Annotated in this window: 22 protein-coding genes and 1 riboswitch; of the genes, 2 read left to right on the top strand and 20 right to left on the bottom strand. The window is 34.5% G+C overall.

Features of this window, described 5'->3' with window-relative positions:
- Window positions 1-103 precede the first annotated feature (103 nt).
- Window positions 104-1,090, top strand: coding sequence for a T9SS type A sorting domain-containing protein (locus tag EJA19_RS08560; RefSeq protein ID WP_125467948.1), 987 nt, complete (start codon window positions 104-106; stop codon window positions 1,088-1,090).
- A 50-nt stretch (window positions 1,091-1,140) separates the two neighbouring features.
- On the opposite strand, the gene rlmN is transcribed toward EJA19_RS08560, so the two are convergent.
- The 10 genes from rlmN to EJA19_RS08510 all read right to left on the bottom strand — a co-directional run bounded on the left by rlmN (window position 1,141) and on the right by EJA19_RS08510 (window position 10,355).
- A complete protein-coding gene (rlmN, locus tag EJA19_RS08555) occupies window positions 1,141-2,181 on the bottom strand; it encodes a 23S rRNA (adenine(2503)-C(2))-methyltransferase RlmN (protein WP_125467947.1) in 1,041 nt (346 codons plus the stop codon).
- An 88-nt stretch (window positions 2,182-2,269) separates the two neighbouring features.
- Entirely contained in the window at window positions 2,270-3,319 is a 1,050-nt protein-coding gene (queA, locus tag EJA19_RS08550) for a tRNA preQ1(34) S-adenosylmethionine ribosyltransferase-isomerase QueA (protein ID WP_125467946.1), read from the bottom strand.
- A gap of 73 nt (window positions 3,320-3,392) precedes the next feature.
- Complete coding sequence (locus EJA19_RS08545; protein WP_125467945.1) at window positions 3,393-4,622, bottom strand: 3-phosphoshikimate 1-carboxyvinyltransferase; 1,230 nt, start codon at window positions 4,620-4,622, stop codon at window positions 3,393-3,395.
- A 22-nt stretch (window positions 4,623-4,644) separates the two neighbouring features.
- On the bottom strand, window positions 4,645-4,971 hold the full coding sequence (locus EJA19_RS08540) for a nucleotide pyrophosphohydrolase (RefSeq protein ID WP_125467944.1): 327 nt from the start codon (window positions 4,969-4,971) through the stop codon (window positions 4,645-4,647).
- Window positions 4,972-5,424, bottom strand: a complete 453-nt coding sequence (gene dtd / locus EJA19_RS08535) for a D-aminoacyl-tRNA deacylase (protein WP_125467943.1) — start codon at window positions 5,422-5,424, stop codon at window positions 4,972-4,974.
- Window positions 5,425-6,369, bottom strand: coding sequence for a ribosome small subunit-dependent GTPase A (gene rsgA / locus EJA19_RS08530; RefSeq protein ID WP_125467942.1), 945 nt, complete (start codon window positions 6,367-6,369; stop codon window positions 5,425-5,427).
- A 64-nt stretch (window positions 6,370-6,433) separates the two neighbouring features.
- Window positions 6,434-7,516 carry a bifunctional 3-deoxy-7-phosphoheptulonate synthase/chorismate mutase type II gene (locus EJA19_RS08525; RefSeq protein ID WP_125467941.1) on the bottom strand — a complete coding sequence of 361 codons (1,083 nt, stop codon included), beginning with the start codon at window positions 7,514-7,516 and terminating at the stop codon, window positions 6,434-6,436.
- A gap of 9 nt (window positions 7,517-7,525) precedes the next feature.
- Window positions 7,526-8,377 (bottom strand): prephenate dehydrogenase, encoded by an 852-nt coding sequence (locus tag EJA19_RS08520; RefSeq protein WP_125468019.1) that lies wholly within the window; start codon window positions 8,375-8,377, stop codon window positions 7,526-7,528.
- A gap of 8 nt (window positions 8,378-8,385) precedes the next feature.
- Window positions 8,386-9,531 (bottom strand): pyridoxal phosphate-dependent aminotransferase, encoded by a 1,146-nt coding sequence (locus EJA19_RS08515; RefSeq protein WP_125467940.1) that lies wholly within the window; start codon window positions 9,529-9,531, stop codon window positions 8,386-8,388.
- Complete coding sequence (locus EJA19_RS08510; RefSeq protein ID WP_125467939.1) at window positions 9,528-10,355, bottom strand: prephenate dehydratase; 828 nt, start codon at window positions 10,353-10,355, stop codon at window positions 9,528-9,530. Before EJA19_RS08510 ends, EJA19_RS08515 begins: the two co-directional genes overlap by 4 nt.
- A 281-nt stretch (window positions 10,356-10,636) precedes the next feature.
- Between EJA19_RS08510 and gldA the strand changes: the two genes are divergently transcribed.
- Window positions 10,637-11,533: a gliding motility-associated ABC transporter ATP-binding subunit GldA gene (gene gldA / locus EJA19_RS08505; protein WP_125467938.1), complete on the top strand. Its 897-nt coding sequence runs from the start codon at window positions 10,637-10,639 to the stop codon at window positions 11,531-11,533.
- 4 nt (window positions 11,534-11,537) lie between these two features.
- Here the strand turns inward: gldA and EJA19_RS08500 are convergent, their stop codons facing one another.
- The 10 genes from EJA19_RS08500 to cobA all read right to left on the bottom strand — a co-directional run bounded on the left by EJA19_RS08500 (window position 11,538) and on the right by cobA (window position 22,660).
- Window positions 11,538-12,284, bottom strand: a complete 747-nt coding sequence (locus EJA19_RS08500; RefSeq protein ID WP_125467937.1) for a head GIN domain-containing protein — start codon at window positions 12,282-12,284, stop codon at window positions 11,538-11,540.
- Window position 12,285: 1 nt separating this feature from the next.
- Entirely contained in the window at window positions 12,286-13,377 is a 1,092-nt protein-coding gene (locus EJA19_RS08495; RefSeq protein ID WP_125467936.1) for an acyloxyacyl hydrolase, read from the bottom strand.
- Between the two features lie 34 nt (window positions 13,378-13,411).
- Window positions 13,412-14,365, bottom strand: a complete 954-nt coding sequence (gene metF / locus EJA19_RS08490; protein WP_125467935.1) for a methylenetetrahydrofolate reductase [NAD(P)H] — start codon at window positions 14,363-14,365, stop codon at window positions 13,412-13,414.
- A 206-nt stretch (window positions 14,366-14,571) separates the two neighbouring features.
- On the bottom strand, window positions 14,572-17,259 hold the full coding sequence (gene metH, locus EJA19_RS08485; RefSeq protein WP_125467934.1) for a methionine synthase: 2,688 nt from the start codon (window positions 17,257-17,259) through the stop codon (window positions 14,572-14,574).
- A 3-nt stretch (window positions 17,260-17,262) separates the two neighbouring features.
- Window positions 17,263-18,276 (bottom strand): homocysteine S-methyltransferase family protein, encoded by a 1,014-nt coding sequence (locus EJA19_RS08480; protein ID WP_125467933.1) that lies wholly within the window; start codon window positions 18,274-18,276, stop codon window positions 17,263-17,265.
- A gap of 48 nt (window positions 18,277-18,324) precedes the next feature.
- A riboswitch (SAM riboswitch) is annotated at window positions 18,325-18,428 on the bottom strand.
- A gap of 57 nt (window positions 18,429-18,485) precedes the next feature.
- Complete coding sequence (gene cysM / locus EJA19_RS08475) at window positions 18,486-19,376, bottom strand: cysteine synthase CysM (protein ID WP_125467932.1); 891 nt, start codon at window positions 19,374-19,376, stop codon at window positions 18,486-18,488.
- Complete coding sequence (epsC, locus tag EJA19_RS08470; RefSeq protein WP_125467931.1) at window positions 19,366-20,103, bottom strand: serine O-acetyltransferase EpsC; 738 nt, start codon at window positions 20,101-20,103, stop codon at window positions 19,366-19,368. The genes cysM and epsC overlap by 11 nt, the downstream gene beginning before the upstream one ends.
- A gap of 135 nt (window positions 20,104-20,238) precedes the next feature.
- The gene (locus tag EJA19_RS08465; protein ID WP_125467930.1) at window positions 20,239-21,288 is read right to left on the bottom strand and encodes an NAD(P)/FAD-dependent oxidoreductase; all 1,050 of its coding nucleotides are present in this window, start codon (window positions 21,286-21,288) and stop codon (window positions 20,239-20,241) included.
- A 2-nt stretch (window positions 21,289-21,290) separates the two neighbouring features.
- Entirely contained in the window at window positions 21,291-21,878 is a 588-nt protein-coding gene (locus EJA19_RS08460; protein WP_125467929.1) for a precorrin-2 dehydrogenase/sirohydrochlorin ferrochelatase family protein, read from the bottom strand.
- Between the two features lie 2 nt (window positions 21,879-21,880).
- Window positions 21,881-22,660: a uroporphyrinogen-III C-methyltransferase gene (cobA, locus tag EJA19_RS08455; RefSeq protein ID WP_125467928.1), complete on the bottom strand. Its 780-nt coding sequence runs from the start codon at window positions 22,658-22,660 to the stop codon at window positions 21,881-21,883.
- Between the last annotated feature and the right edge of the window lie 3 nt (window positions 22,661-22,663).

The raw sequence follows: 22,663 nt of genomic DNA, 5'->3' as shown, positions 1-22,663 counted from the left end.
ATTTAATAGAGCATTTTGAAATATTTAACACTTACTGCAAACACTCTTTTTTAGAAAAAAACTAAATTTATGGCTATTAATAACCTATTAAACATAAATCTTTATGAAAAAAATTACTTTGTTACTTTTTTTAAATTTAATAACCTCTTTTGGAGTTTACAGTCAATGTACTACCATTTCAGGCGGTAATTACGGAAACCTTGTTATGGTTAATGATGGGACTGCTGAACAAATAGCTACAGATAATTGGCCAAATGCTGAGTACTCTGCGATTGAAGGATTAATAATTGGCAATACTTACACTGTTACAGGAACTAATAGCACTAGCATTTATATTACTGTAGCTGAAATAGATTGGGATAATCCATCTACCGGAGGTACTGTTTTAGGGCATGGCGCCTCTTCAGTATCTTTTACAGCAACTACTACAGATGTTATTATTCACTGGCATTTAGATGCTTTGTGTAACACACAAGCGAGTGATGCTACTTTAACGACAATACAATGTACAAGCCCTTCTTGTACTTGCACTGCAACTGTTTTACCAGATGCTGCTGTTGCAACATACCCTGCTGATGGCGCTACCGACGTACCAATTGATATGACTGACCCAGCAAACCCAGTAATAAATGGATTTACTTGGACTGATAATGGAGAAGCAACTAATTATACTTATAATTTAACTAGTGTTGGCTCTGTAAACGGTGTTGCAAACCCAGTTAATATAACTTATACCTGGGCTTATAGCACAACTTATACTTGGAGTGTTACTTCAACCAACTGTCTTGGTGAAGTTACTAGTGCAGACTTTACGTTTACAACAGAGGCCGACCCTGAACTTTCTATAGATGAGTTTGAAGCACAAGGCTTTAGCCTTTACCCTAATCCAACATCTGATTTAATAAGTGTTAAAACCAATTTAGACATTACTAGTATTGATATATTTGATCAACTTGGAAAAAAAGTAATGCAAATAGATGATAGCAATTTTGATAATACTATTGATGTAAAAAACTTTGATGATGGTATTTATTTTATGACCATTACTTCTGGTGATAAGAAACAGACTTTAAAGTTTATCAAACAATAATTGTACCTAGTAAAAAACAAAAAAAGCCACTTAATTAAGTGGCTTTTTTGTTAACTCTTATTAGCTAATTGTCCGCAGGCGGCATCAATATCTTTACCACGAGAACGCCTTACCGTTACAGTTATATTATTTGCCTCTAATGTGTTTATATACATTTGAAGTGCTTCTTCATTGGCTTGTTGAAAATCGCCGTCATCTATAGGATTATATTCTATTAAATTGACTTTGCTTGGCGCAAATTTGCAAAACTGCACTAGGGCATCAACATCTTTTTGTTTATCGTTAACACCTTTCCAAACCACATATTCGTAAGTAATTCTATTTTTAGTTTTAGCATACCAATATTCCAAAGCTTCTCTTAAGTCCTTTAATGGAAATGTAGCATTAAATGGCATGATAGATGTACGAACCTCATCTATGGCAGAGTGTAATGATACTGCTAATTTGAATTTCACCTCTTCATCGGCCATCTTTTTAATCATTTTAGGCACACCCGAAGTTGACACAGTAATTCGTTTTGGAGACATTCCTAATCCTTCTGAAGAAGTTATCTTATCGATAGCTTTTAATACATTATTGTAATTCATTAAAGGCTCACCCATGCCCATAAAAACAATATTACTTAACGGGCGATCGAAATATAAACGACTTTCGTTGTCTATGGCTTTAACCTGATCGAAAATTTCATCTGGGTTCAGGTTTCGCATACGTTTAAGCCTAGCTGTTGCACAGAACTTACAATCTAAGCTACATCCTACTTGCGACGACACACAAGCTGTGGTTCTTTTTGATGTTGGAATTAAAACCGATTCAACAATTAATCCATCGTGAAGTTTAACAGCATTTTTTATCGTACCATCGTTACTACGCTGTAATTGATCGACTTTTATATGATTGATAACAAAATTATCATCTAACATTGTTCTAGTTTGTTTTGAGATATTGGTCATATCATCAAAACTATGAGCGCCTTTACTCCAAAGCCATTCGTACACTTGGTTACCACGAAAGGCTTGGTCGCCTTCAGCCACAAAAAAATCACGCAATTGTTCTTTACTTAAGGCTCGTATATCTTTCTTTTTTGTCTTCATATAAATCTGTTGCAAAAGTACTATTTACAAATGGCATAAAAAAAACCTTGTCGTTAAACAAGGTTTTATGTTATTGGATATAAAACTTTTATAGAATTAACATCGCATCGCCATAAGTGTAGAAACGATATTTTTCTTTTACGGCTTCTTCGTAAGCTTCCATAATAAAATCGTGTCCTGCAAATGCAGAGGCCATCATTAATAATGTAGATTTTGGTGTATGAAAGTTTGTTACCATACAATTAGCTATACTAAAATCGTAAGGTGGGAAAATAAATTTATTAGACCACCCTTGGAATTCGTTTAAAGTTCCGCTTGAAGACACCGAACTTTCAACAGCTCTCATTACCGTGGTTCCTACTGCACATATTTTTCGTTTTTCAGCTATTCCTTGATTAATTGTATTAACAGCTAATTTATCGATAGTGATTTCTTCGCTATCCATTTTATGCTTAGAAAGATCTTCTACCTCTACTGGATTGAAGGTCCCTAAACCAACATGCAAAGTAATTTCGGCAAAATTAATGCCTTTAATTTCTAATCGTTTTAATAAATGTTTAGAAAAATGAAGTCCAGCTGTTGGAGCTGCTACGGCACCTTCGTTTTTTGCAAAAATAGTTTGGTATCTATCTTCATCTTCAGGCTCAACCTCTCTTTTTATGTATTTTGGAAGTGGTGTTTCTCCTAATTCGTTCAGCTTTTTTCTAAAGTCTGTATAAGAACCATCGTATAAAAAACGTAATGTTCTTCCTCTTGATGTTGTATTATCGATAACTTCGGCAACTAACGATTCGTCTTCGCCAAAATAAAGTTTATTACCAATTCTAATTTTTCTGGCTGGGTCTACTAAAACATCCCATAAACGTTGTTCTTCGTTAAGCTCTCTTAATAAGAACACCTCTATTCTTGCACCTGTTTTTTCTTTGTTACCAAAAAGTCTAGCCGGAAATACTTTTGTATTATTAAGTATCATGACATCGTCTTCATTGAAGTAATCTACAAGATCTTTAAAAAGCTTGTGTTCTATGGTTTTCTTTTCTCGGTTTAAAACCATTAAACGAGCTTCGTCTCTGTGCTCTGATGGATACTCTGCCAACAACTCCTTAGGAAGTTCAAAATTAAAATTGGATAATTTCATTTGCTTGTTTTATATTTTCAAAGGTGCAAATATACAATCTGAAAGTATGGGTTGTCAAGTATTTAACCGATTATTATTGAGATATCTTAAATCCAAGTGTTTTTAAATCATCCCAAAACGCTTTGTAAGACTTTGTAACCACATAGGCATTTTTAATTAAAATGTCTGTTTTTAGTGCTAATGGCGCAAAGGCCATAGCCATTCTATGGTCGTTATACGTATTGATTTCTATGTTTCTTATTAGTTTGTTTGAAGCGTGTAATTTTAATGAATTATCTGTAATATTAATATGCCCACCTAGTTTTTTAATTTCTGTTTTTAAGGCTTGTAATCTATCGGTTTCTTTAATTCTAAGTGTATGTAATCCTGACAAATAGCATGAAAGACCTAATCCTAGACAGGTTACCGTTATGGTTTGGGCAATATCTGGGCAGTTTACTAAATTAAGTTCGATATCTTTTTCTAGAGTAACTTCTGATATTTTTTCTAGAGTTATTGTATTCTTTTTAAAACTGGTTTGCACACCAAATTGTTGGTATATGCTTGCCAATTCGGAGTCCCCTTGCAAACTATTTTCCTTATAAGACGATAAAGTTATTTTAGTCCCCATAGAAGACATAGCTACTATGCTATAAAAATAAGATGCTGATGACCAATCGGACTCTACAATACTATCTATCGTTTTATCTAAACTAGGTTTTGGGGTGACGGTAATAATATTATCCTTAAATGTTGTATCAACACCTATTTGCTCTAATAGCGACAAGGTCATTTTTATATATGGTACGGATGTTATTTCTCCTTTTAGTGTTAGCTCTAACCCATTTTTTAATTTAGGAGCAACTAACAATAACGCCGAAATGTACTGGCTACTTACATGAGCATTAAGAGTTACTTTGTCTTTTACAAGTTCCTTTCCTAAAATTTTTAATGGTGGGCAACCATCGTTCTCCATATAAGTAATATCAGCCCCAAGATTTTTTAAAGCATCAACGAGTATTTTTATGGGACGCTCTTTCATTCTTTCGGAGCCTGTTAAAACCACCTCTTTTTGTGCTTGCATAGCAAAATAGGCTGTTAGAAAACGCATAGCTGTTCCAGCATGATGAATGTCTACAACATCAAAATGTCCTGACAGACCTTTTTGCATGACATGAGAATCGTCTGAATCGGAAAGATTACTTATATTTATTTTAGGGTATAAAGCTTGTAATAACAGTAACCTATTGGATTCGCTTTTAGACCCTGAGACTGTTATATGACTCTCTTTTTTTATGTGCGATTGATGAAGTTTTAAATGCATAATAGACCTCTTCTAAAATGGGTTATTTTAGTTTTTCGTTATTATGATGCCTATCGTGGTCTCTTTTAGTTTTTTTGTTCATTTTTTTACTAAAAGCGTCTTGTAAATCAATTCCTGTTTGATTAGCTAGACATAATACCACAAAAACAACATCGGCTAATTCTTCGCCTAAATCTTTGTCTTTATCGCTTTCCTTCTCGCTTTGTTCGCCATAACGACGAGCAATTATCCTAGCAACTTCACCTACTTCCTCGGTAAGTTGTGCCATATTGGTGAGCTCGTTAAAATAACGAACGCCATGTTCTTTAATCCAATTATCTACTGCTTTTTGTGCGTTTTGTATGTCCATTTACTCTTTATTCTTAGTATCTATAATTATGGTTACAGGCCCATCATTTAGCAAGTCTACTTTCATGTCTGCTCCAAATTCACCTGTTTGAACGGGTTTTCCTAAATCTGTTTCAAATTGTTTTACAAAAGCTTCATACATGGGTATGGCAACATCTGGTTTTGCCGCTTTTATATAACTTGGTCTGTTCCCTTTCTTTGTACTAGCGTGTAATGTAAACTGACTTACAATAATAGCATCGCCATTTGTATCGATTAACGAATGGTTCATAACACCTTTTTCATCGTTAAAAATTCGAAGATTATTAATTTTTCTTGACAACCACTCTATGTCTTGAATAGTATCAGAATCTTCAATTCCTAACAACACCAAAACACCTTGTTGTATATTGGCTGTAGTATTGTTGTTTATTGTAACACTTGCTTTTGAAACACGTTGTATAACAGCTTTCATTTAATCCCAATTATCGGTTCTATAATGTTCGTCTTCACCTTCTAGTATTTGCAAATAACTACGATATCTTGAGTAAGCTATTTCATCATCATCTAAAGCTTGTTTTACAGCACATTTAGGTTCATCTACATGAATACAGTTATTAAATTTGCAGTCTTGTTTTAATTTAAAGAACTCTGGAAAATAATCGCCCACTTCTTCTTTATCCATATCAACAATACCAAAGCCTTTAATTCCTGGTGTGTCTATTAATTTAGCACCAAAACTTAAATCGAACATTTCTGCAAAAGTTGTAGTATGTTGCCCTTGCTGATGTTGTTCTGAAATAACTTTTGTTTTCAACTCTAATCCGGGTTCTATGGCGTTTGCTAGCGTAGATTTACCAACTCCTGAATGTCCCGCAAACATACTTACTTTACCAGTCATTAAATGTTTTACTTTATCAATATTTTTGCCAGTTTCTGCTGAAATCCCAATACATTCATAACCTATTTTACGATAAATATGTGCTAAATACCTAACTTCATCTAGCGTTTCTTTATCATAAACATCTATCTTATTAAACAATAAAATAGTTGTAATACCATACGCTTCGGCAGTCACTAAAAAGCGATCTATAAAACTGGTGAATGTTGGCGGATTATCGATGGTTACTAATAAAAAAACCTGATCGATATTGGCTGCAATAACATGTGTTTGTTTTGATAGGTTTACCGATTTTCTAACGATATAATTTCTCCTGTCATGAATATTATTTATGATGCCAGTAGTTTCATCGTTTTTAGTTTCTAGTTCAAAATCTACCATGTCTCCAACCGCAATAGGGTTCGTACTTTTTATACCTTTTATACGAAATCTTCCTTTTATACGGCATTGGTAATTTTTTCCCAATTGGGTTTTTACGGTATACCAACTTCCTGTAGATTTATAAACTGTTCCTGTCATGCTTTTGGATCAATATTCTGCAAAATAAAGAATATTATTGATTGCTCCTAAAAGCATTTCAACCTTATCCATTTATTATCTTTTCTTGATGGTTTATAGACTCTTGATGAATAGCCTTAAATACTCTTAAAATAAACTCTTCACTTAACTTTTTCTCCTCGCCTTGTAAAATCATTTTTCCTAGAATTTCATTCCAGCGTTTCGATTGCAAAACTGCTACATTATGCTGTTTTTTTAAGTTACCAATATCATCAGCTATTTTCATGCGCTTTCCTAGCATGTCTATTAATTGATGATCAATAACATCTATTTGTGTTCTTAGGGTATTGATTTTATTTTTAAACTCGGCAGCTTCGCCTGTTTCCTTTCTAATTTTTAAATCCTCAGTATATGTTTTTAGTGTTTCCGGGGTGATTTGCTGTGCAGCATCACTCCAAGCTTTATCGGGATTATGATGTGTTTCTACCATAAAGCCATCATAATTAAGGTCTAGGGCTGTTTGGCATAAATCGAAAATAATATCGCGACGTCCTGCTATGTGAGATGGATCTAAAATTAATGGTAAATCGGGAAAACGATTTTGTAAATCGACGGCTATTTGCCATTCGGGATTATTACGGTATCTGGTTTTTTCATAGGTTGAAAACCCTCTATGAATAACCCCTAAGTTTTTTACATCGGCCGTATAAAAACGCTCTACAGCACCTAACCATAATGCTAAATCTGGATTAACAGGATTTTTAATTAACACTGGTTTATTGGTTCCTTTTAAGGCATCTGCAATTTCTTGAACAATAAAAGGGCTTACTGTTGTTCTTGCGCCTATCCAAAGAATATCAACATCGTGTTTTAAGGCTAAATCTACATGGTTGGCATTTGCGACTTCGGTTGTGGTAAGCAAGCCTGTTTCTTCTTTTGCTTTTTGCATCCATTTTAAACCTAATGCGCCTACACCTTCAAAATTTCCTGGTCGTGTTCTTGGTTTCCAAATTCCTGCTCTAAAAACGGTAGTATCTGTTTCCTTTAATTGATGAGCAATTTTTAGGACCTGTTCTTCTGTTTCAGCACTACATGGTCCAGCAATAACTAACGGATGTTCTAAACCAAAGCTATCTAACCAACTTCTTAATTCTTTTTTGTTTTCCATAATTTCCTTTTATTCAATTCCGTTTAAAATGTCTTTTATATGATTGATGTCATTCATTTCTTTATAGACGTCTTCAAAAGCATTGGTCTCTAAACATGTCTTAAAACGCTCTAAGTTATTAATGTATTCGTCTAATGTTTCTATAATATTAGTTTTATTCTGCTTAAAAATGGGGGTCCACATATCTGGTGAACTTTTTGCTAAACGCACTGTTGATGCAAAACCGCTGCCCGCCATATCAAAAATATCACGTTCATTTTTTTCTTTCTCCATAACTGTTTTCCCTAACATAAATGAGCTTATATGTGATAAATGAGAGACATAAGCAATATGTTTATCATGAGACTCTGGATTCATATATCGGATTCGCATCCCCATAATGTTAAAAATAGCTAAGGCCATTTCTTGTAATTTAAAGGCTGTTTTTTCAACCTCACAAATAATATTTGTTTTTCCTTTAAACAACCCTTGAATAGCCGCACTTGGTCCAGAAAACTCTGTTCCTGCAATAGGATGCGTAGCCATAAAATTTCTGCGCTTTGGATGGTTTTCAACTGCCTTACAAATATCTAATTTGGTAGAACCCGATTCCATAACCAAGGTATCATCTGAAACGAGGTCTAGTATTTGCGGTAATACATTAACCGATGCATCTACAGGAATAGAAACAATAACAATATGCGCGTTTACAATATCGTTTAAAGTCGCTTTATTATCGATAATCCCTAAATCCAAGGCTTGGTTTAAATGAGCTTCATTTTTATCAATTCCAAATAATGTAATATCTGGATTGAGATGTTTAATATCTTTTGCGATACTTCCTCCAATTAATCCAACACCTACTATGTATACATTTTTTATATTCATATCTATCTTACTCTTGCTAAGGTTTCTTCTAAATCTTCGGTTGAGGCACAAAGTGAAAACCTAACATAACCTTCACCATTGCTACCAAAAACGGTTCCTGGCGCAATAAAAATGGCTTTTTCTTTTAATAATAAATCCACAAATTCTTCTGATTTTACTAACGGTGGTAACTTGGCCCACACAAACATACCTGTACTATTTTCGTTGTAAGTACAGTTTAAAGCATTGGCAATTTGCCACACATAATTCCGGCGCTTTCTATAGACACTATTTAGGCTTTTATACCACATATTAGAACAGTTTAAAGCTTCTATAGCACCTTTTTGAATACCATAAAACATACCCGAATCCATATTGCTTTTTACTTTAAGTATGTGTTGTATAAATTCCGATTTCCCTAAAACCATACCTACACGCCAACCTGCCATATTAAAAGTTTTACTTAAGGAATTTAATTCTAAGCAACAGTCTTTGGCGCCTTCAAATTTTAAAATACTTTTAGGATTATCATTAAGTATAAAACTATAAGGATTGTCGTTTATTAGTAAAATATTATGACGCTTAGCAAAATTGATTAATGCCTGATAAAACATATCATCTGCTTGTGCCCCTGTTGGCATATGCGGATAATTAACCCACATAATTTTCACCTTACTTAAGTTAGTTTTTTCTAACGCTTTTAAATCTGGCAACCAGTGTGTATTTTCGGTTAAATTATAAGGTATAGGTGTGGCTCCCAATAGTTTGGTTACTGACGAATAGGTAGGATAGCCTGGATTAGGTGCTAAAACCTCATCTCCTGGATTTAAAAATGCCATAGAAATATGCATAATGCCTTCTTTACTTCCCATTAGGGGTAAAATTTCGGTTTGTGCACTTAACCATACATGAAATTGTTTTTTGTAAAACAGTGCTATAGCATCTCGTAATTCTGGCAACCCTTGGTAGCTTTGGTATTGGTGAGCAACCTCTTTACTTAAGTTTTCTGTTAATGCACTTACTACACGTTCCGATGGATTTAAATCGGGGCTTCCTATACCTAAATTTATAATAGGTTTCCCTTGAGATTTTAAAAAATTCACTTCTTTTAATTTCTTAGAGAAATAATATTCTTCTACGGTATGTAATCTATCGGCTACTGTAATCATTGTTTTGCATTTTTGTATTCGCCTAGAATTTTAAAATCCTGAGCCATAAGCTTAAGTATGGCTTTTGCTTTGTTGTAATCGTTGTAATCATCAAAAGTAACATCCACGAAAAAGGCATATTTCCAAGGTGTCTCTATTTTAGGCAACGATTGTATTTTGGTTAAATTTAACTTGCAGTCGCTCATCATGTTTAACACAGCTGCTAAACTGCCTCGTTTATGTTCTAGTTCAAATTTTAATGAGACTTTATTAATCTCGTTTTTAGTGATTTCTGAGTTATGGCGTTTTACTACAACAAATCGTGTTTCGTTGTGAGAAATGGTTTGTATACTTTTTGCTAAAATGTCTAAACCAAAAATATTGGCTGCTAAATCACTTGCTATGGCTGAAACTCCGTTTAATTGCTTGTCTTGAATTTGTTTTGCCACATCGGCTGTATCATTAGCCTCAATAAGTTTTATATGCGGGTAGTCTTCAAAAAATGCTTTACATTGTAATAAAGCCATTGGGTGAGAATGCACTTCTTTAATATCGTAAATACGCTGTCCTGGCAATGCCATTAAATGATGCTGAATATCTAAATAATGCTCCCCTACAATGTGTAATTTATTAACATCGATTAAGGCATAATTGGGAATAATTGATCCCGCAATAGAATTTTCTAACGCCATAATAACGGTATCTGTTTGACCATTTAAAAGACTTTGCACTGCAGCATCAAACGACAGGTATTCCTTTATCTCGACGTTTTCTTGAAAGAAAGCTTGAGCTACAATATGGTGGAACGATCCTTTTATACCTTGTATGGCAACTGAATTAATCATATATATTCAAAAAAAAAATCCCGATTTAATAAATCGAGACCTTCTGTTAGTATTATCTTATTTGACATGTTTACATATCAGGCCTCGTTCCCTTTGCTAAAAAAGAAATAAAACCAGTTATAATATGTAAATGTGCTATTAGTTTTCATTTTGTTAAAGCTAAAGTAACCAAATAATTGAAAAAACAAAATCTTTTTTTAGAAGGATTTGCAATATAACGTTTTCGCTATGCGTTGAGATAGACAATATTGTTTATTTTTGACAAAATTTCAGCTTGTTTTATGTCTATAGAAGTTTCTAACATCACTAAAATTTACAATCAACAAAAAGCATTAAATAATGTTTCTTTTAAAGTTGACAAAGGCGAAATTGTTGGCTTTTTAGGCCCTAATGGTGCTGGAAAATCGACCATGATGAAGATTTTAACAACTTATATTGAGGCTTCTAAGGGTACTGCTAAAGTAAGTGATTACAATGTTGCAGACTCTTCAAGAGACGTACAAAAACGCGTTGGATATTTACCAGAACACAATCCGTTGTATTTAGATATGTATGTAAAAGAGTATCTAAACTTTAACGCCAATGTTTACAACATTCCTAAATCTAGAATAGATGATGTTATCGAGCTAACAGGCCTTACTCCTGAAGCACACAAAACCATAAATCAGCTTTCTAAAGGGTATCGACAGCGTGTTGGTTTAGCGAATGCTTTATTACATGATCCCGAAGTTTTAATTCTGGATGAGCCTACAACTGGTTTAGATCCTAACCAGCTAATCGATATAAGAAATCTTATTAAATCTATTGGTAAAGAAAAGACAGTGTTTTTATCGACACACATTATGCAAGAAGTTGAAGCTATGTGCGATCGTGTTATTATTATAAATAAAGGCGAAATTGTTGCCGACAAAAAGTTAAAAGATCTTCGTGATAACCAAATACAAACCGTTATTGTAGAATTTGACTATCGTGTAGAAGAGGCTTTTTTACTTAAACTCCCTAAGGTTTCTAAAGTTGAAAATACGCACGATTTTGTTTATGAAATTACGTTTGCAACAACTGAAGACATGCGCTCGCATGTATTTGATTTTGCTCATGATAACCAATTAAAGATTCTACAACTCAATCAAAAAAATGCAAGCTTAGAAAGCTTATTCAGAGATTTAACTAGAAATTAAAAGATTACCAAAAAATCAATTCTCCAGTATACAAGCGTTCTATAGTAACTATTGGTGGTTGATTTACTGAAATCAAATCCCCTGTACCTCGTAAAACACCTGTTAATTCTTGTTGTGGATTAACAATCATGTCATTACTTCCACGGTGATTAACCTCTACATTATCAGCAATTAAATTTGCACCTTCAAACCTTCCTGCACCAGCAAAAAAGCCTACAAATAAATTGGTAGTTGTACCTGATAAATAAAACGATGATATATTATTAGAGGTTACTCTTACTTGGCTACAATCTAATTGTAGCCTAAAATCGCCTACGGTAAACTCCGAGCCTCCGTTATAATCTTCTGAAAGAAGTTTCAAGTTATTATAACTTAATACGCCATCAGATAATACTTCAAATTGAGACGAGGTTCGTATTTCTGAAATATCTGGCGAGCTTACATACACTTTGGTTGGGGCATAATCTCGTGCATAATTACACATATTATTATCGGTGATAATTAATTTTGAGTTTTCAACTTTTATATCAACATCATTTATAAGATTTTTACCAGATTCCACCACAACTTTTGTTGTTACATCATCTTTTAAAATAAGCTGCACATTTCTATTAACTAAAATCCTATTAAATGTTGCAACTGTAATCTCTTCTTGAACTGTTTGCCCCGACGTTTGGAAACAATCGTTTGCATCTTCACTATCGCAAGAGAACAAACCTATTAAAACAATTATATAAAGTAGTTTTTTCATATTACAATCGTATTCCAACACCAAGTTCTACAGCTTCGGCTTTTGCCCCGTGAGATTTTAATGTTAATGCGCCAAAAAGTTTTTTTCCAAAGTAACGTTTTAAACCAATTCTTAAATACGTTCTCCCTTCAAAATCGTAAGGATAATATACATAATACCCTAGCTGCGTGACTACCGACATTTTATTAATAAACAATTCGTGACCAGCAAAAATCCCCACGCGTTTCCAGTCTTCATCGCCACTAACATTTTCTTCTGGATAAGCTACGGATTGGTAGTAAATTAATTCTTTTAAAAACTCCGAAAAAAACACATCGGCACCAAGTTGCACAGCACTTACATGCCCTAAACGCTTATCGGCATACGCCGAAACAACAAAAAATGGATATTGACCACTACCAACAAAATCGCTTTCATTTATTCCGCCTCTTAAAACGACATTAAGCTTAATGGGTTCGGTGAATTTTTCTTTTTTAATATTGTAAACATATTCAGGTTCTTCATCTTCCAAATTATAAGTAAGCCCTACGTTTAATGTTAGCGAATTTACACTTGTATTTGGCGCTTTTACATTGGCATTTGAATAATGAATTAGGCTTAATCCTGCTTGTAAACCAAACTTATTAAAAAGGCGCTCTTTTTTATAATTAAGCATAAGATAGGTGCTACTTAATAAACGAGAACCGAAGGCTATATTTTTATGGTTCTCAACTTTATCGTAAGGATTGCTTGCATAAGCTAACCCTTGACCAACACGCAGCATAACATGTCGTTTTAAAAAGTAGAAATTATAATGTGCATATAGTGAATAGTTATTTCCTAACACATCGTTTTTTAAGTTTTGATAAGCAAACGACACCCCATAATCTGGATAATTATAACGTTGTTCCCAATCTTGATGTCCAAAGGTTTTTTTGTTCCAACTTAAGATAAATCCTTCTGGATGCCCTTTAATTAAATGTAGAATATCGTTATTATGAAGTGCGATATTACCTTTAAAGTAATTGACATCAAATGTAGACGTAGTTAATTTCTCCTGTGCAAATGCATAACAAGCATACAACACAAAGATGCAGGTTAATAGGTGCTTCATAGTTTCGTTTAGTGAAGCAAAAATAACAGAATTATTAAAATAACGCTTCGGCTATGGCTTTAATATTGTCGCTTTTTCCCATTGAGTAATAATGCAATACAGGAACGCCTGCATCTTGTAATTCTTTTGATTGCTGAACACACCACTCTACCCCAACCTGTCGTACAGCTTTGTTATCCTTACAGTTTTCAACAGCATTAATCAACTCTTCAGGTAAATCAATTTTAAATACTTGTGGTAAAAGTTGCAAATGCTTTTTAATAGAAATAGGCTTAATTCCTGGTATAATTGGCACATGTATTCCTGCTTGTTTAGCAGCTTTAACAAATTCAAAATATTTCTTATTATCAAAAAACATTTGTGTAACCACATAATCGGCACCACAATCAACTTTGTGTTTTAAGCGTTTTAAATCGGTTTGTAAGGATGGTGCTTCAAGATGTTTTTCTGGGTAACCTGCAACACCAATACAAAAATCGGCTTTGTCATCGGCTTCAATAACATCGTGAAGATATTTTCCTTTATTTAAATTTTGAATTTGTTTAACTAACTCATTCGCATATAAATGTCCGCCTTTAGAAGGTTCGAAATACTTTTGATGACTCATCGCATCGCCACGTAAGGCCATTACATTTTCGATGCCTAAGTAATGGCAATCTACTAGTAAATACTCGGTCTCTTCTTTGCTAAAACCACCACATAACACATGCGGAACCGTATCTACATTGTACTTGTATTTTAAAGATGCGCAAATACCTACCGTACCAGGACGCATACGTGTAATTTTTCTATCTAAAAGCCCATCTTTTTCTATATAAACATGCTGTTCTCTAGATGTAGTTACATCTATAAACGGCGGTTTAAACTCCATTAAAGGATCGATGTTATTATACAATTCTTGTATATTACTTCCTTTTTGTGGCGGAATAATTTCAAACGAAAATAAAGTCTTGCCTTTGGCGTTTTTAATATGCTCGGTTACCTTCATAATTTACTGATAGCCAAACCCTAAATCTAGGCAATAAGGTAAGCTACCAATAAAGAAACTGCTGTCATAAGTACAACTTGAACGGCAAAACGGATTTCTAATTTTAATTTCCCCATAACATTCTTTTTTTGATAGTACGATATTACGCTATAATTTGGATTTCAATTTTAATTTAATTGTAATTATTTATTAATTTTTTGTTGTTTTTAATACTCTGCTAAATTTGGACTTAACCATTTTCTAGCTTTTTCTTCTTCTATTCCTCGACGCTGTGCATAATCTTTAAGTTGCTCTTCAGTTATTTTACCAAGACCAAAATATTTAGCCTCTTTATTTCCAAAATAGTATCCACTTACACTAGCAGCTGGCCACATGGCTAAACTATCGGTAAGTTTTACACCTATCGTTTCTTCAACTTGCAACAAACTCCAAATAGTCTTTTTCTCTAAATGATCTGGACAAGCTGGATAACCAGGTGCTGGACGAATACCTTTATAGTCTTCTGCTATTAATTGGTCGTTGGATAAATTTTCTTCGGAAGCGTAACCCCAGTGTTTGGTTCTTACTTCTTTATGTAAATATTCCGCAAATGCTTCGGCTAATCTATCGGCTAATGCTTTGATCATTATGGCATTGTAATCGTCGTGATTCGCTTCAAATTCTTTGGCTAATTGCTCGGTTCCAAAACCTGTTGTGACACAGAAACAGCCTATATAATCTTGAACTCCAGTATCCTTTGGTGCGATAAAATCGGCTAATGCAAAATTTGGAACACCGTCTCGTTTTTTTAATTGCTGACGCAAGGTTAGGAATTGGTATTTGGTGTTTGGTGTTTGGCCTTCAACCGTTACTTCAATATCATCATTATTTACAGTATTTGCTGGAAACAAACCGAAAATAGCTTTAGCTTTCAGTAGTTTTTCATCAAAGACTTTTTGCAACAAATCTTGAGCATCCCTAAATAATTCTGTAGCATGTTTACCTACAACATCATCGGTTAAAATATCTGGATATTTCCCATGTAAATCCCAACTTCTAAAAAATGGTGACCAATCGATGTAGTCTTTTAAAATAGTAATATCAAAATCTTGAATATCTTGAATTCCTAACTGTTTGGGCTTAACAATTTTGATCGTTTTCCAATCTATTTGAAATTTACGTTCTCGAGCTGCCTCTATTGAGATATACTCCTTTTTCTTACCGCGTTTTAAAAACTGCTCACGGAATTTTTCATATTCCTCACGAATCTGTTCTTTATAAACTTTGTTGTCTTTTTGTAATAAATTCCCAACAACAGTTACCGCTCTCGAAGCATCGTTTACATGAACTACTGTATTTGAGTAATTGGGAGCAATTTTTACTGCAGAATGCGCTCGTGATGTTGTGGCACCGCCTATTAACAACGGAACATTAAACCCTTGTTTTTCCATTTCTTGGGAGACATAAACCATTTCATCTAGTGAGGGTGTTATTAAACCACTTAACCCAATAACATCGACGTTTTCTTTTTTAGCCATTTCTATAATTTTTTCTGGCGGGACCATAACCCCTAAATCGATAATCTCGTAATTGTTACACCCTAACACCACGCTTACAATATTTTTACCAATATCATGCACATCGCCTTTTACAGTCGCCATTAATATTTTACCGTTAGATTGTTGCGAATCATCTTTTTCGGCTTCAATATATGGTTGTAAATGTGCTACGGCTTTTTTCATGACACGCGCCGATTTCACCACTTGCGGGAGAAACATTTTTCCGCTTCCAAATAAATCCCCTACCACGTTCATTCCAGTCATTAAATGCCCTTCGATAACCTCAATAGGTTTGCTTACAACTTGTCGTGCTGCTTCAACATCTTCAATTATAAATGCGTCAATTCCTTTTACCAAGGCGTGTGTAATTCGGTCTTGCAACGGTTCATTACGCCATTCTTGCACTTTTGCTACATCGTCCTTTTTTTGTCCTTTTACAGTTTCGGCAAATTCCAGTAAACGTTCGGTAGCATCGTCTCGCTTATCAAAAAGTACGTCTTCTACGTGTTCTAATAAATCCTTCGGAATTTCATCATACACTTCTAACATAGTAGGGTTGACAATTCCCATATTCATACCGTTTTGGATGGCGTGATATAAAAATGCGGCATTTATAGCTTCGCGAACCACATTATTTCCTCTAAATGAAAATGACACATTACTTACACCACCAGAAACGCTAGCATACGGTAAGTTTTCTTTTATCCATTTTGTGGCTCTAAAAAAGTCTAAGGCATTTAGGCGATGTTCTTCCATTCCTGTGGCCACAGGAAAAATATTGGGATCAAAAATGATATCTTCTGGTGGAAAATGAACTTGATTTACCAAAATATCGTAAGAACGCTTACATATTTCAATTCTTCGCTCGAATGTATCGGCTTGTCCATCTTCGTCAAATGCCATAACTATTACGGCTGCACCATAACGCTTGATAAGTTTTGCATGATGAATAAATGCTTCTTCCCCTTCTTTTAAACTAATAGAGTTTACTACCGATTTTCCTTGTACAACTTGTAAACCAGCTTCGATAATATCCCATTTAGAACTATCAATCATAATGGGCAAGCGTGCTATATCTGGCTCTGATGCAATAAGGTTTAAAAAGGTAACCATGGCTTGTTTACCATCTAGCATGCCTTCATCCATATTCACATCAATAATTTGTGCGCCTCCTTCTACTTGATCTCTGGCTACCTCTAAAGCTTCGGTATAATTTTCCTCTTTAATTAATCGTAAAAATTTACGCGATCCTGTGACGTTAGTACGCTCGCCAACATTAATAAAATTACTTTCTGGTGTAATAATTAAAGGCTCTAGACCAGATAGTTTTAAGTATCGGTTTTTATTCTCTTTCATACTTTAAAAGTTCTTGACTGCGCTCGAACCGACAGTTCTTGGTTTATATTTAGCCGCCACTTCGGCAATGGCTTTTATATGTTCTGGTGTGGTACCGCAACAACCGCCTATAATATTTACCAAACCATCTTTTAAATAGTTTTCTATAAGTTGTTGCATCTGTTTAGCGGTTTGATCATACTCCCCAAACGCATTTGGCAATCCAGCGTTTGGATGTGCCGATGTAAAAAAATCGGTTTCGTGAGACAATCGTTTTAAATACGGTTGTAATTGGTCTGCACCAAGTGCACAATTAAAACCAACACTTAACAACGGTATATGAGAAATGGAAATTAAAAATGCTTCTACGGTTTGTCCTGAAAGTGTTCTTCCAGAAGCGTCGGTAATAGTTCCTGATACCATAACAGGAATATCAATATTATGCTCTTCCTTAACTTCTTGTATGGCGAATAATGCTGCTTTTGCGTTTAAAGTGTCGAAAACAGTTTCTACTAGCAGTATATCGGCACCACCATCGACTAAAGCTTCTACCTGTTGTTTGTAGGCCATACGCAATTCTTCAAACGTTATTGCTCTAAATTCTGGTCTGTTAACATCTGGCGATAAACTTGCTGTGCGATTAGTTGGCCCAATACTTCCAGCCACAAAGCGTGGTTTTTCAGGATTTTGCTTAGTGAATTCGTCTGCGACTTGTTTGGCTATTTTAGCGGATTCGTAATTTAACTCATACACCAAGTCTTCCATATGGTAATCGGTCATACCAATGGTTGTACTAGAAAATGTATTGGTTTCGACAATGTCGGCACCTGCTTCAAAGTATTTAGCATGAACTTGTGCAATAGCTTCGGGCTGCGTTAAGGATAATAAATCGTTATTACCTTTTAATGAATGTTTAAAATCTTTAAATCGTGAACCACGAAAATCGTTTTCAGTAAAATTATAACGCTGTAACATGGTTCCCATAGCGCCATCTAATACTAAAATTCGGTGTTGTAATATTTTAAAAATGTCTGACATTTTATATTTTTTAAAATGTCATCATGAAAAGAGAGAAGAATAATTCTCGGGTTATCTGTCCCAATTGTGGGGTAGAATTTAGCACCTTCTTTAAAATTAAAGGGTTGCTAAGGCTTCGTCGGGTCTATTCCCTCTGCCTTTCGTGATAACATCATTAAGATTATGAACTAAGGGACAAAGTAACGTAATAAAAAGTTGAATAGCAATATTTATTCAAATAAATCTGAAGACAAATATCTATCGCCTATATCGCAAATAATGGCAACAATTACCCCTGACTCTATAGTCTCTGAAACTTTAAGAGCAGAAGCCACAGCACCACCACTACTCATCCCTGCAAACACACCTTCTTCTTTTGCCAGTCTGTTGGCCATTTCTCGTGCGTCTTTTTCGCCTACTTCTACAATTTGATCTACTTTATCTCTATTGAATATTTTGGGTAAATAAGCTTCTGGCCATTTACGAATACCTGGAATTTTTGCGCCGTCTTTAGGTTGCGCACCGACTATTGCTACGTTTGGTTTTTTTTCTTTTAGAAATGTTGACACGCCCATTATGGTTCCTGTGGTTCCCATTGCCGACACAAAATGAGTGATTTCGCCATTAGTGTCTCGCCAAATTTCTGGGCCTGTTGTTTTATAGTGTGCTTGCCAATTATCATTATTCGCAAATTGGTTAAGCATAAAATAGCCTTTTTCTTTATGGAGTTGTTCTGCTAAATCCCGTGAGCCTTCAATCCCGTCGTCTGCTGAGGTTAAAATAAGCTCTGCGCCATAAGCACGCATAGTTTTTATACGCTCTTGGGTAGAATTTTCTGGCATTACTAAAATCATTTTTACGCCTAGCAATTTTGAAATAAATGCCAAAGCAATTCCGGTATTACCGCTTGTAGCTTCTACCAAGGTATCGCCTTTTTTTATATCGCCTCGTTTTAAAGCTTCAGAAATCATATTGAAAGCAGCACGATCTTTTACACTTCCGCCAGGGTTTTTTCCTTCAAGTTTTAAAAACAATCTGACGCCTTCATTTTTTAAGATATTTTTGGCTTCTATTAATGGCGTATTTCCTATTAAATCGGTTATAGACTGGCTATTTATCATGATTTCTAGTACTAATTTTTATTTCTGATTTGTAGGTTACTAAAGAATTTGGCGGCACCGATTGTGTTATCCATACATTAGCGCCAATAATACTATTTTCACCAATTACAATGTCACCGCCTAAAATTGTAGCGTTGGCATAAATGGTTACATTATTTTCAATGGTGGGGTGACGTTTTGTTTGCGCTAAACTTTTCTTTACAGATAGCCCTCCTAAGGTAACTCCTTGAAAAATCTTGACATTATTTTTAATAATACTGGTTTCTCCTATTACAATTCCTGTACCATGGTCGATAAAAAAGGATTCTCCAATAGTGGCTCCAGGATGAATGTCAATTCCTGTTTTGCCATGAATACATTCGCTCATCATTCTTGCTACAATTGGCACGCCTAATTTAAAGAGTTCATGGCTCATTCTATGGGTAGCAATAGCGTGAAATCCAGGATAAGCTAAGTAAATTTCCTCCAAACTCTTGCAAGCTGGATCGTTTTTTTCTGTCGCTAATGCATCCAGTTGAATTTTATGTTTAATTTCTGGTAATTTATTTTTAAAGTCTTCCCATATTTTTTTGGGCTCTTTATCTGTTATTTCAGAGACTACCGTTTTAAAAACTGTTTCAAGCGCTTTAAGTTCCTGCTGTTGCTTTTGTTCATTATCAAAAAGCATATAAAACAATCGTTTGGTAAAGTCGGGTACCGTTTCTTTAATTCTTAAATTGATTTGCATATTTCGCTCTTATAAACTGTAAAATTACTATTCCATTTTTGGATATACACAAGCTTTAAGATTTAATTAAAATAAAACCCCGCAGCAACATAAATTACCACGAGGAATTACAACTAAATATACAGCAACTAATTTTTAATTTATAGCTTGCACCACGGCTTTTGGTGCTTCTTTTCTACTTCCATCAAAACCATCTACCCCACTTACAGTTGTATATTTTAACACATATTTTTTTCCAGGGTTTATAATTTTATAAGCTGATTGGCACATTAGTGTTGCTTCATGGAAACCACATAAAATCAACTTTAATTTACCTTCGTACGTATTAACATCGCCTATAGCAAAAATTCCAGGAATGTTGGTTTGATAATCTAACGTATCGACTTTTATGGCATTTTTTTCAATTTCTAACCCCCAATTTGAAATAGGCCCTAGTTTTGGTGATAGACCAAACAGCGGAATAAAATGATCCGCTTCTAAAAGTATGTTCTCGCCTTCTTTTTCGATTGTTACACCTTCAACATTTTGATTACCATGAATGGTTGTTACCTCAGCGGGCGTCACTAAATTTATTTTTCCTAATAGCTTTAATTCTCTCACTTTTTCGACAGAATCTAAAGCACCTCTAAATTCATTTCTACGGTGAACCAAAGTTACCTCTGAAGCTATATCAGCTAGAAAAATACTCCAATCTAAAGCAGAATCTCCTCCACCAGAAATAACCACTTTTTTATTGCGATATACCTCTGGGTCTTTAATAAAATACTCTACGCCTTTGTCTTCGTAAAATTCCAGATTGTCAATTTTAGGTTTTCTAGGTTCAAAGCTTCCTAATCCTCCAGCAATAGCTACTACAGGCGCATGATGTTTGGTTCCTTTATTTGTTGTAACAATAAATGTCCCGTCTTCTAACTTTTCAATAGTATCTGCGCGTTCTCCTAATGTAAATCCCGGCTCGAACTGCTTGCCTTGTTCTAGAAGGTTTTTAGTTAAATCACCTGCCAAGACTTCTGGAAAACCTGGAATATCATAAATTGGTTTCTTTGGATAAATCTCTGAACATTGTCCACCTGGCTGTGCTAATGCATCTATTAAATGGCATTTTAATTTTAATAATCCTGCTTCAAACACGGTAAATAATCCGGTTGGTCCTGCGCCTATTATTAATATATCGGTTTTAATCATGCTTAAATATGTTTGTTTGAAATTAATGTTTTAGTCACATTGTTTAACGTTTGAACTTTGTGCTCAAAATCGCCTTTTATTGTTTTTCTAAATCGGTTTAAATTTTGTACTAAATCGTCTATATTTTCTGGAATCACATCTTCAAAAAATTGTCGTAAACGTTTGGCTGTTGTTGGCGATTTCCCATTGGTAGAAATAGCTACTTTCACATTTCCTTTGGTAACTATTCCGCCTAAATAAAAATCGCATAACTCTGGTGTATCTGCTACATTTACTAATATGTGATTTGCTTTTGCATCGTTGTAAATTTGCTTATTGACTTCTGGTTTGTCTGTCGCTGCAATGATTAAATCTTGATCTAATAAAAACGACTCGTGATAAGACATTTTGATTAACTTAACATCAAACTGTTTTGCTAATGTTATAACATTTGGTCTAAAAAAATTAGCAATCATAGTTACTTTGGCATTGGGACTAGATTTAAGTAAAAACGTTAATTTTTCTAAAGCCACATACCCACCACCAACAATTAGTGTATTAATGCTATGCATTTTTATAAAAATTGGGTATAAATTGTTTCTCTCATTCATGGTTAAGCTACTTTTAAAGTTTCTACTTGTTTAGCGATTGAACTTAGTGCAACACGCTGTTTTACAACATCACCAACTACAATAATTGCAGGGTTTGACAGTTGTTGTTGTTTTACAACATCACAAATCGTATCTACAGTTCCAACACCAAATTTTTCATCTTTTGTTGTTCCGTTTTGAATAATTCCAACAGCAGTTTTTGCTTTACCTTGGGCTGTAAAGACATCCATGATTTGTCGTAATTTTCCCATTCCCATTAGGATAACAACTGTTGCTGTAGACTTTGCTGCAAGCACAATATCATTAGACATATTATGCGATTTGGTTGTACCAGTGATAACCCAAAAACTTTCTGAAGCACCACGTTTTGTTAACGGAATTCCTTGAAATGCAGGCACTGCTAATGCTGAAGAAATACCAGGCACCACAAAAGTTTCTAAACCAAAAGGTTTCACATAGTCAATCTCTTCTGCACCACGACCAAACACAAAAGAATCACCTCCTTTTAGTCTTACAACATGCCCTTTTGTTAGCGCTCGCTGAACGATTAACTCGTTAATTTGCTCTTGTTGAAATGAGTAGCATCCTTTACGCTTACCAACATAGATCATTTCAGCATGATCTGAAGCATAACTCAACAAATCTTCATTAATTAATGCATCATATAGAATTACATCTGCTGATTTTATTGCTTTAATCGCTTTTAAAGTAATTAATTCCGGATCTCCTGGACCAGCACCAACCACCGTTAATGTGGGTTTTTTTGTTTTAACCTTCTTCATACT

This window comes from Mangrovimonas spongiae (assembly GCF_003944795.1).
Lineage (GTDB): Bacteria > Bacteroidota > Bacteroidia > Flavobacteriales > Flavobacteriaceae > Mangrovimonas > Mangrovimonas spongiae.
This window is presented reverse-complemented; position numbering and strand designations above follow the sequence as displayed.

Excerpts from the sequence above, each read along its gene's own strand:
- EJA19_RS08495 (WP_125467936.1), bottom strand. The coding sequence starts at position 13,377 with ATGAAGCACCTATTAACCTGCATCTTTGTGTTGTATGCTTGTTATGCA.
- EJA19_RS08540 (WP_125467944.1), bottom strand. The coding sequence starts at position 4,971 with ATGGACATACAAAACGCACAAAAAGCAGTAGATAATTGGATTAAAGAA.
- EJA19_RS08460 (WP_125467929.1), bottom strand. The coding sequence starts at position 21,878 with ATGAATGAGAGAAACAATTTATACCCAATTTTTATAAAAATGCATAGC.
- gldA (WP_125467938.1), top strand. The coding sequence starts at position 10,637 with ATGTCTATAGAAGTTTCTAACATCACTAAAATTTACAATCAACAAAAA.
- rlmN (WP_125467947.1), bottom strand. The coding sequence starts at position 2,181 with ATGAAGACAAAAAAGAAAGATATACGAGCCTTAAGTAAAGAACAATTG.
- EJA19_RS08560 (WP_125467948.1), top strand. The coding sequence starts at position 104 with ATGAAAAAAATTACTTTGTTACTTTTTTTAAATTTAATAACCTCTTTT.
- epsC (WP_125467931.1), bottom strand. The coding sequence starts at position 20,103 with ATGCAAATCAATTTAAGAATTAAAGAAACGGTACCCGACTTTACCAAA.
- EJA19_RS08515 (WP_125467940.1), bottom strand. The coding sequence starts at position 9,531 with ATGATTACAGTAGCCGATAGATTACATACCGTAGAAGAATATTATTTC.
- cysM (WP_125467932.1), bottom strand. The coding sequence starts at position 19,376 with ATGATAAATAGCCAGTCTATAACCGATTTAATAGGAAATACGCCATTA.
- rsgA (WP_125467942.1), bottom strand. The coding sequence starts at position 6,369 with ATGACAGGAACAGTTTATAAATCTACAGGAAGTTGGTATACCGTAAAA.
- queA (WP_125467946.1), bottom strand. The coding sequence starts at position 3,319 with ATGAAATTATCCAATTTTAATTTTGAACTTCCTAAGGAGTTGTTGGCA.
- EJA19_RS08500 (WP_125467937.1), bottom strand. The coding sequence starts at position 12,284 with ATGAAAAAACTACTTTATATAATTGTTTTAATAGGTTTGTTCTCTTGC.
- metF (WP_125467935.1), bottom strand. The coding sequence starts at position 14,365 with ATGAAGGTAACCGAGCATATTAAAAACGCCAAAGGCAAGACTTTATTT.
- EJA19_RS08480 (WP_125467933.1), bottom strand. The coding sequence starts at position 18,276 with ATGTCAGACATTTTTAAAATATTACAACACCGAATTTTAGTATTAGAT.
- metH (WP_125467934.1), bottom strand. The coding sequence starts at position 17,259 with ATGAAAGAGAATAAAAACCGATACTTAAAACTATCTGGTCTAGAGCCT.
- EJA19_RS08525 (WP_125467941.1), bottom strand. The coding sequence starts at position 7,516 with ATGGAAAACAAAAAAGAATTAAGAAGTTGGTTAGATAGCTTTGGTTTA.
- dtd (WP_125467943.1), bottom strand. The coding sequence starts at position 5,424 with ATGAAAGCTGTTATACAACGTGTTTCAAAAGCAAGTGTTACAATAAAC.
- EJA19_RS08545 (WP_125467945.1), bottom strand. The coding sequence starts at position 4,622 with ATGCATTTAAAACTTCATCAATCGCACATAAAAAAAGAGAGTCATATA.
- EJA19_RS08510 (WP_125467939.1), bottom strand. The coding sequence starts at position 10,355 with ATGATTAATTCAGTTGCCATACAAGGTATAAAAGGATCGTTCCACCAT.
- EJA19_RS08465 (WP_125467930.1), bottom strand. The coding sequence starts at position 21,288 with ATGATTAAAACCGATATATTAATAATAGGCGCAGGACCAACCGGATTA.
- cobA (WP_125467928.1), bottom strand. The coding sequence starts at position 22,660 with ATGAAGAAGGTTAAAACAAAAAAACCCACATTAACGGTGGTTGGTGCT.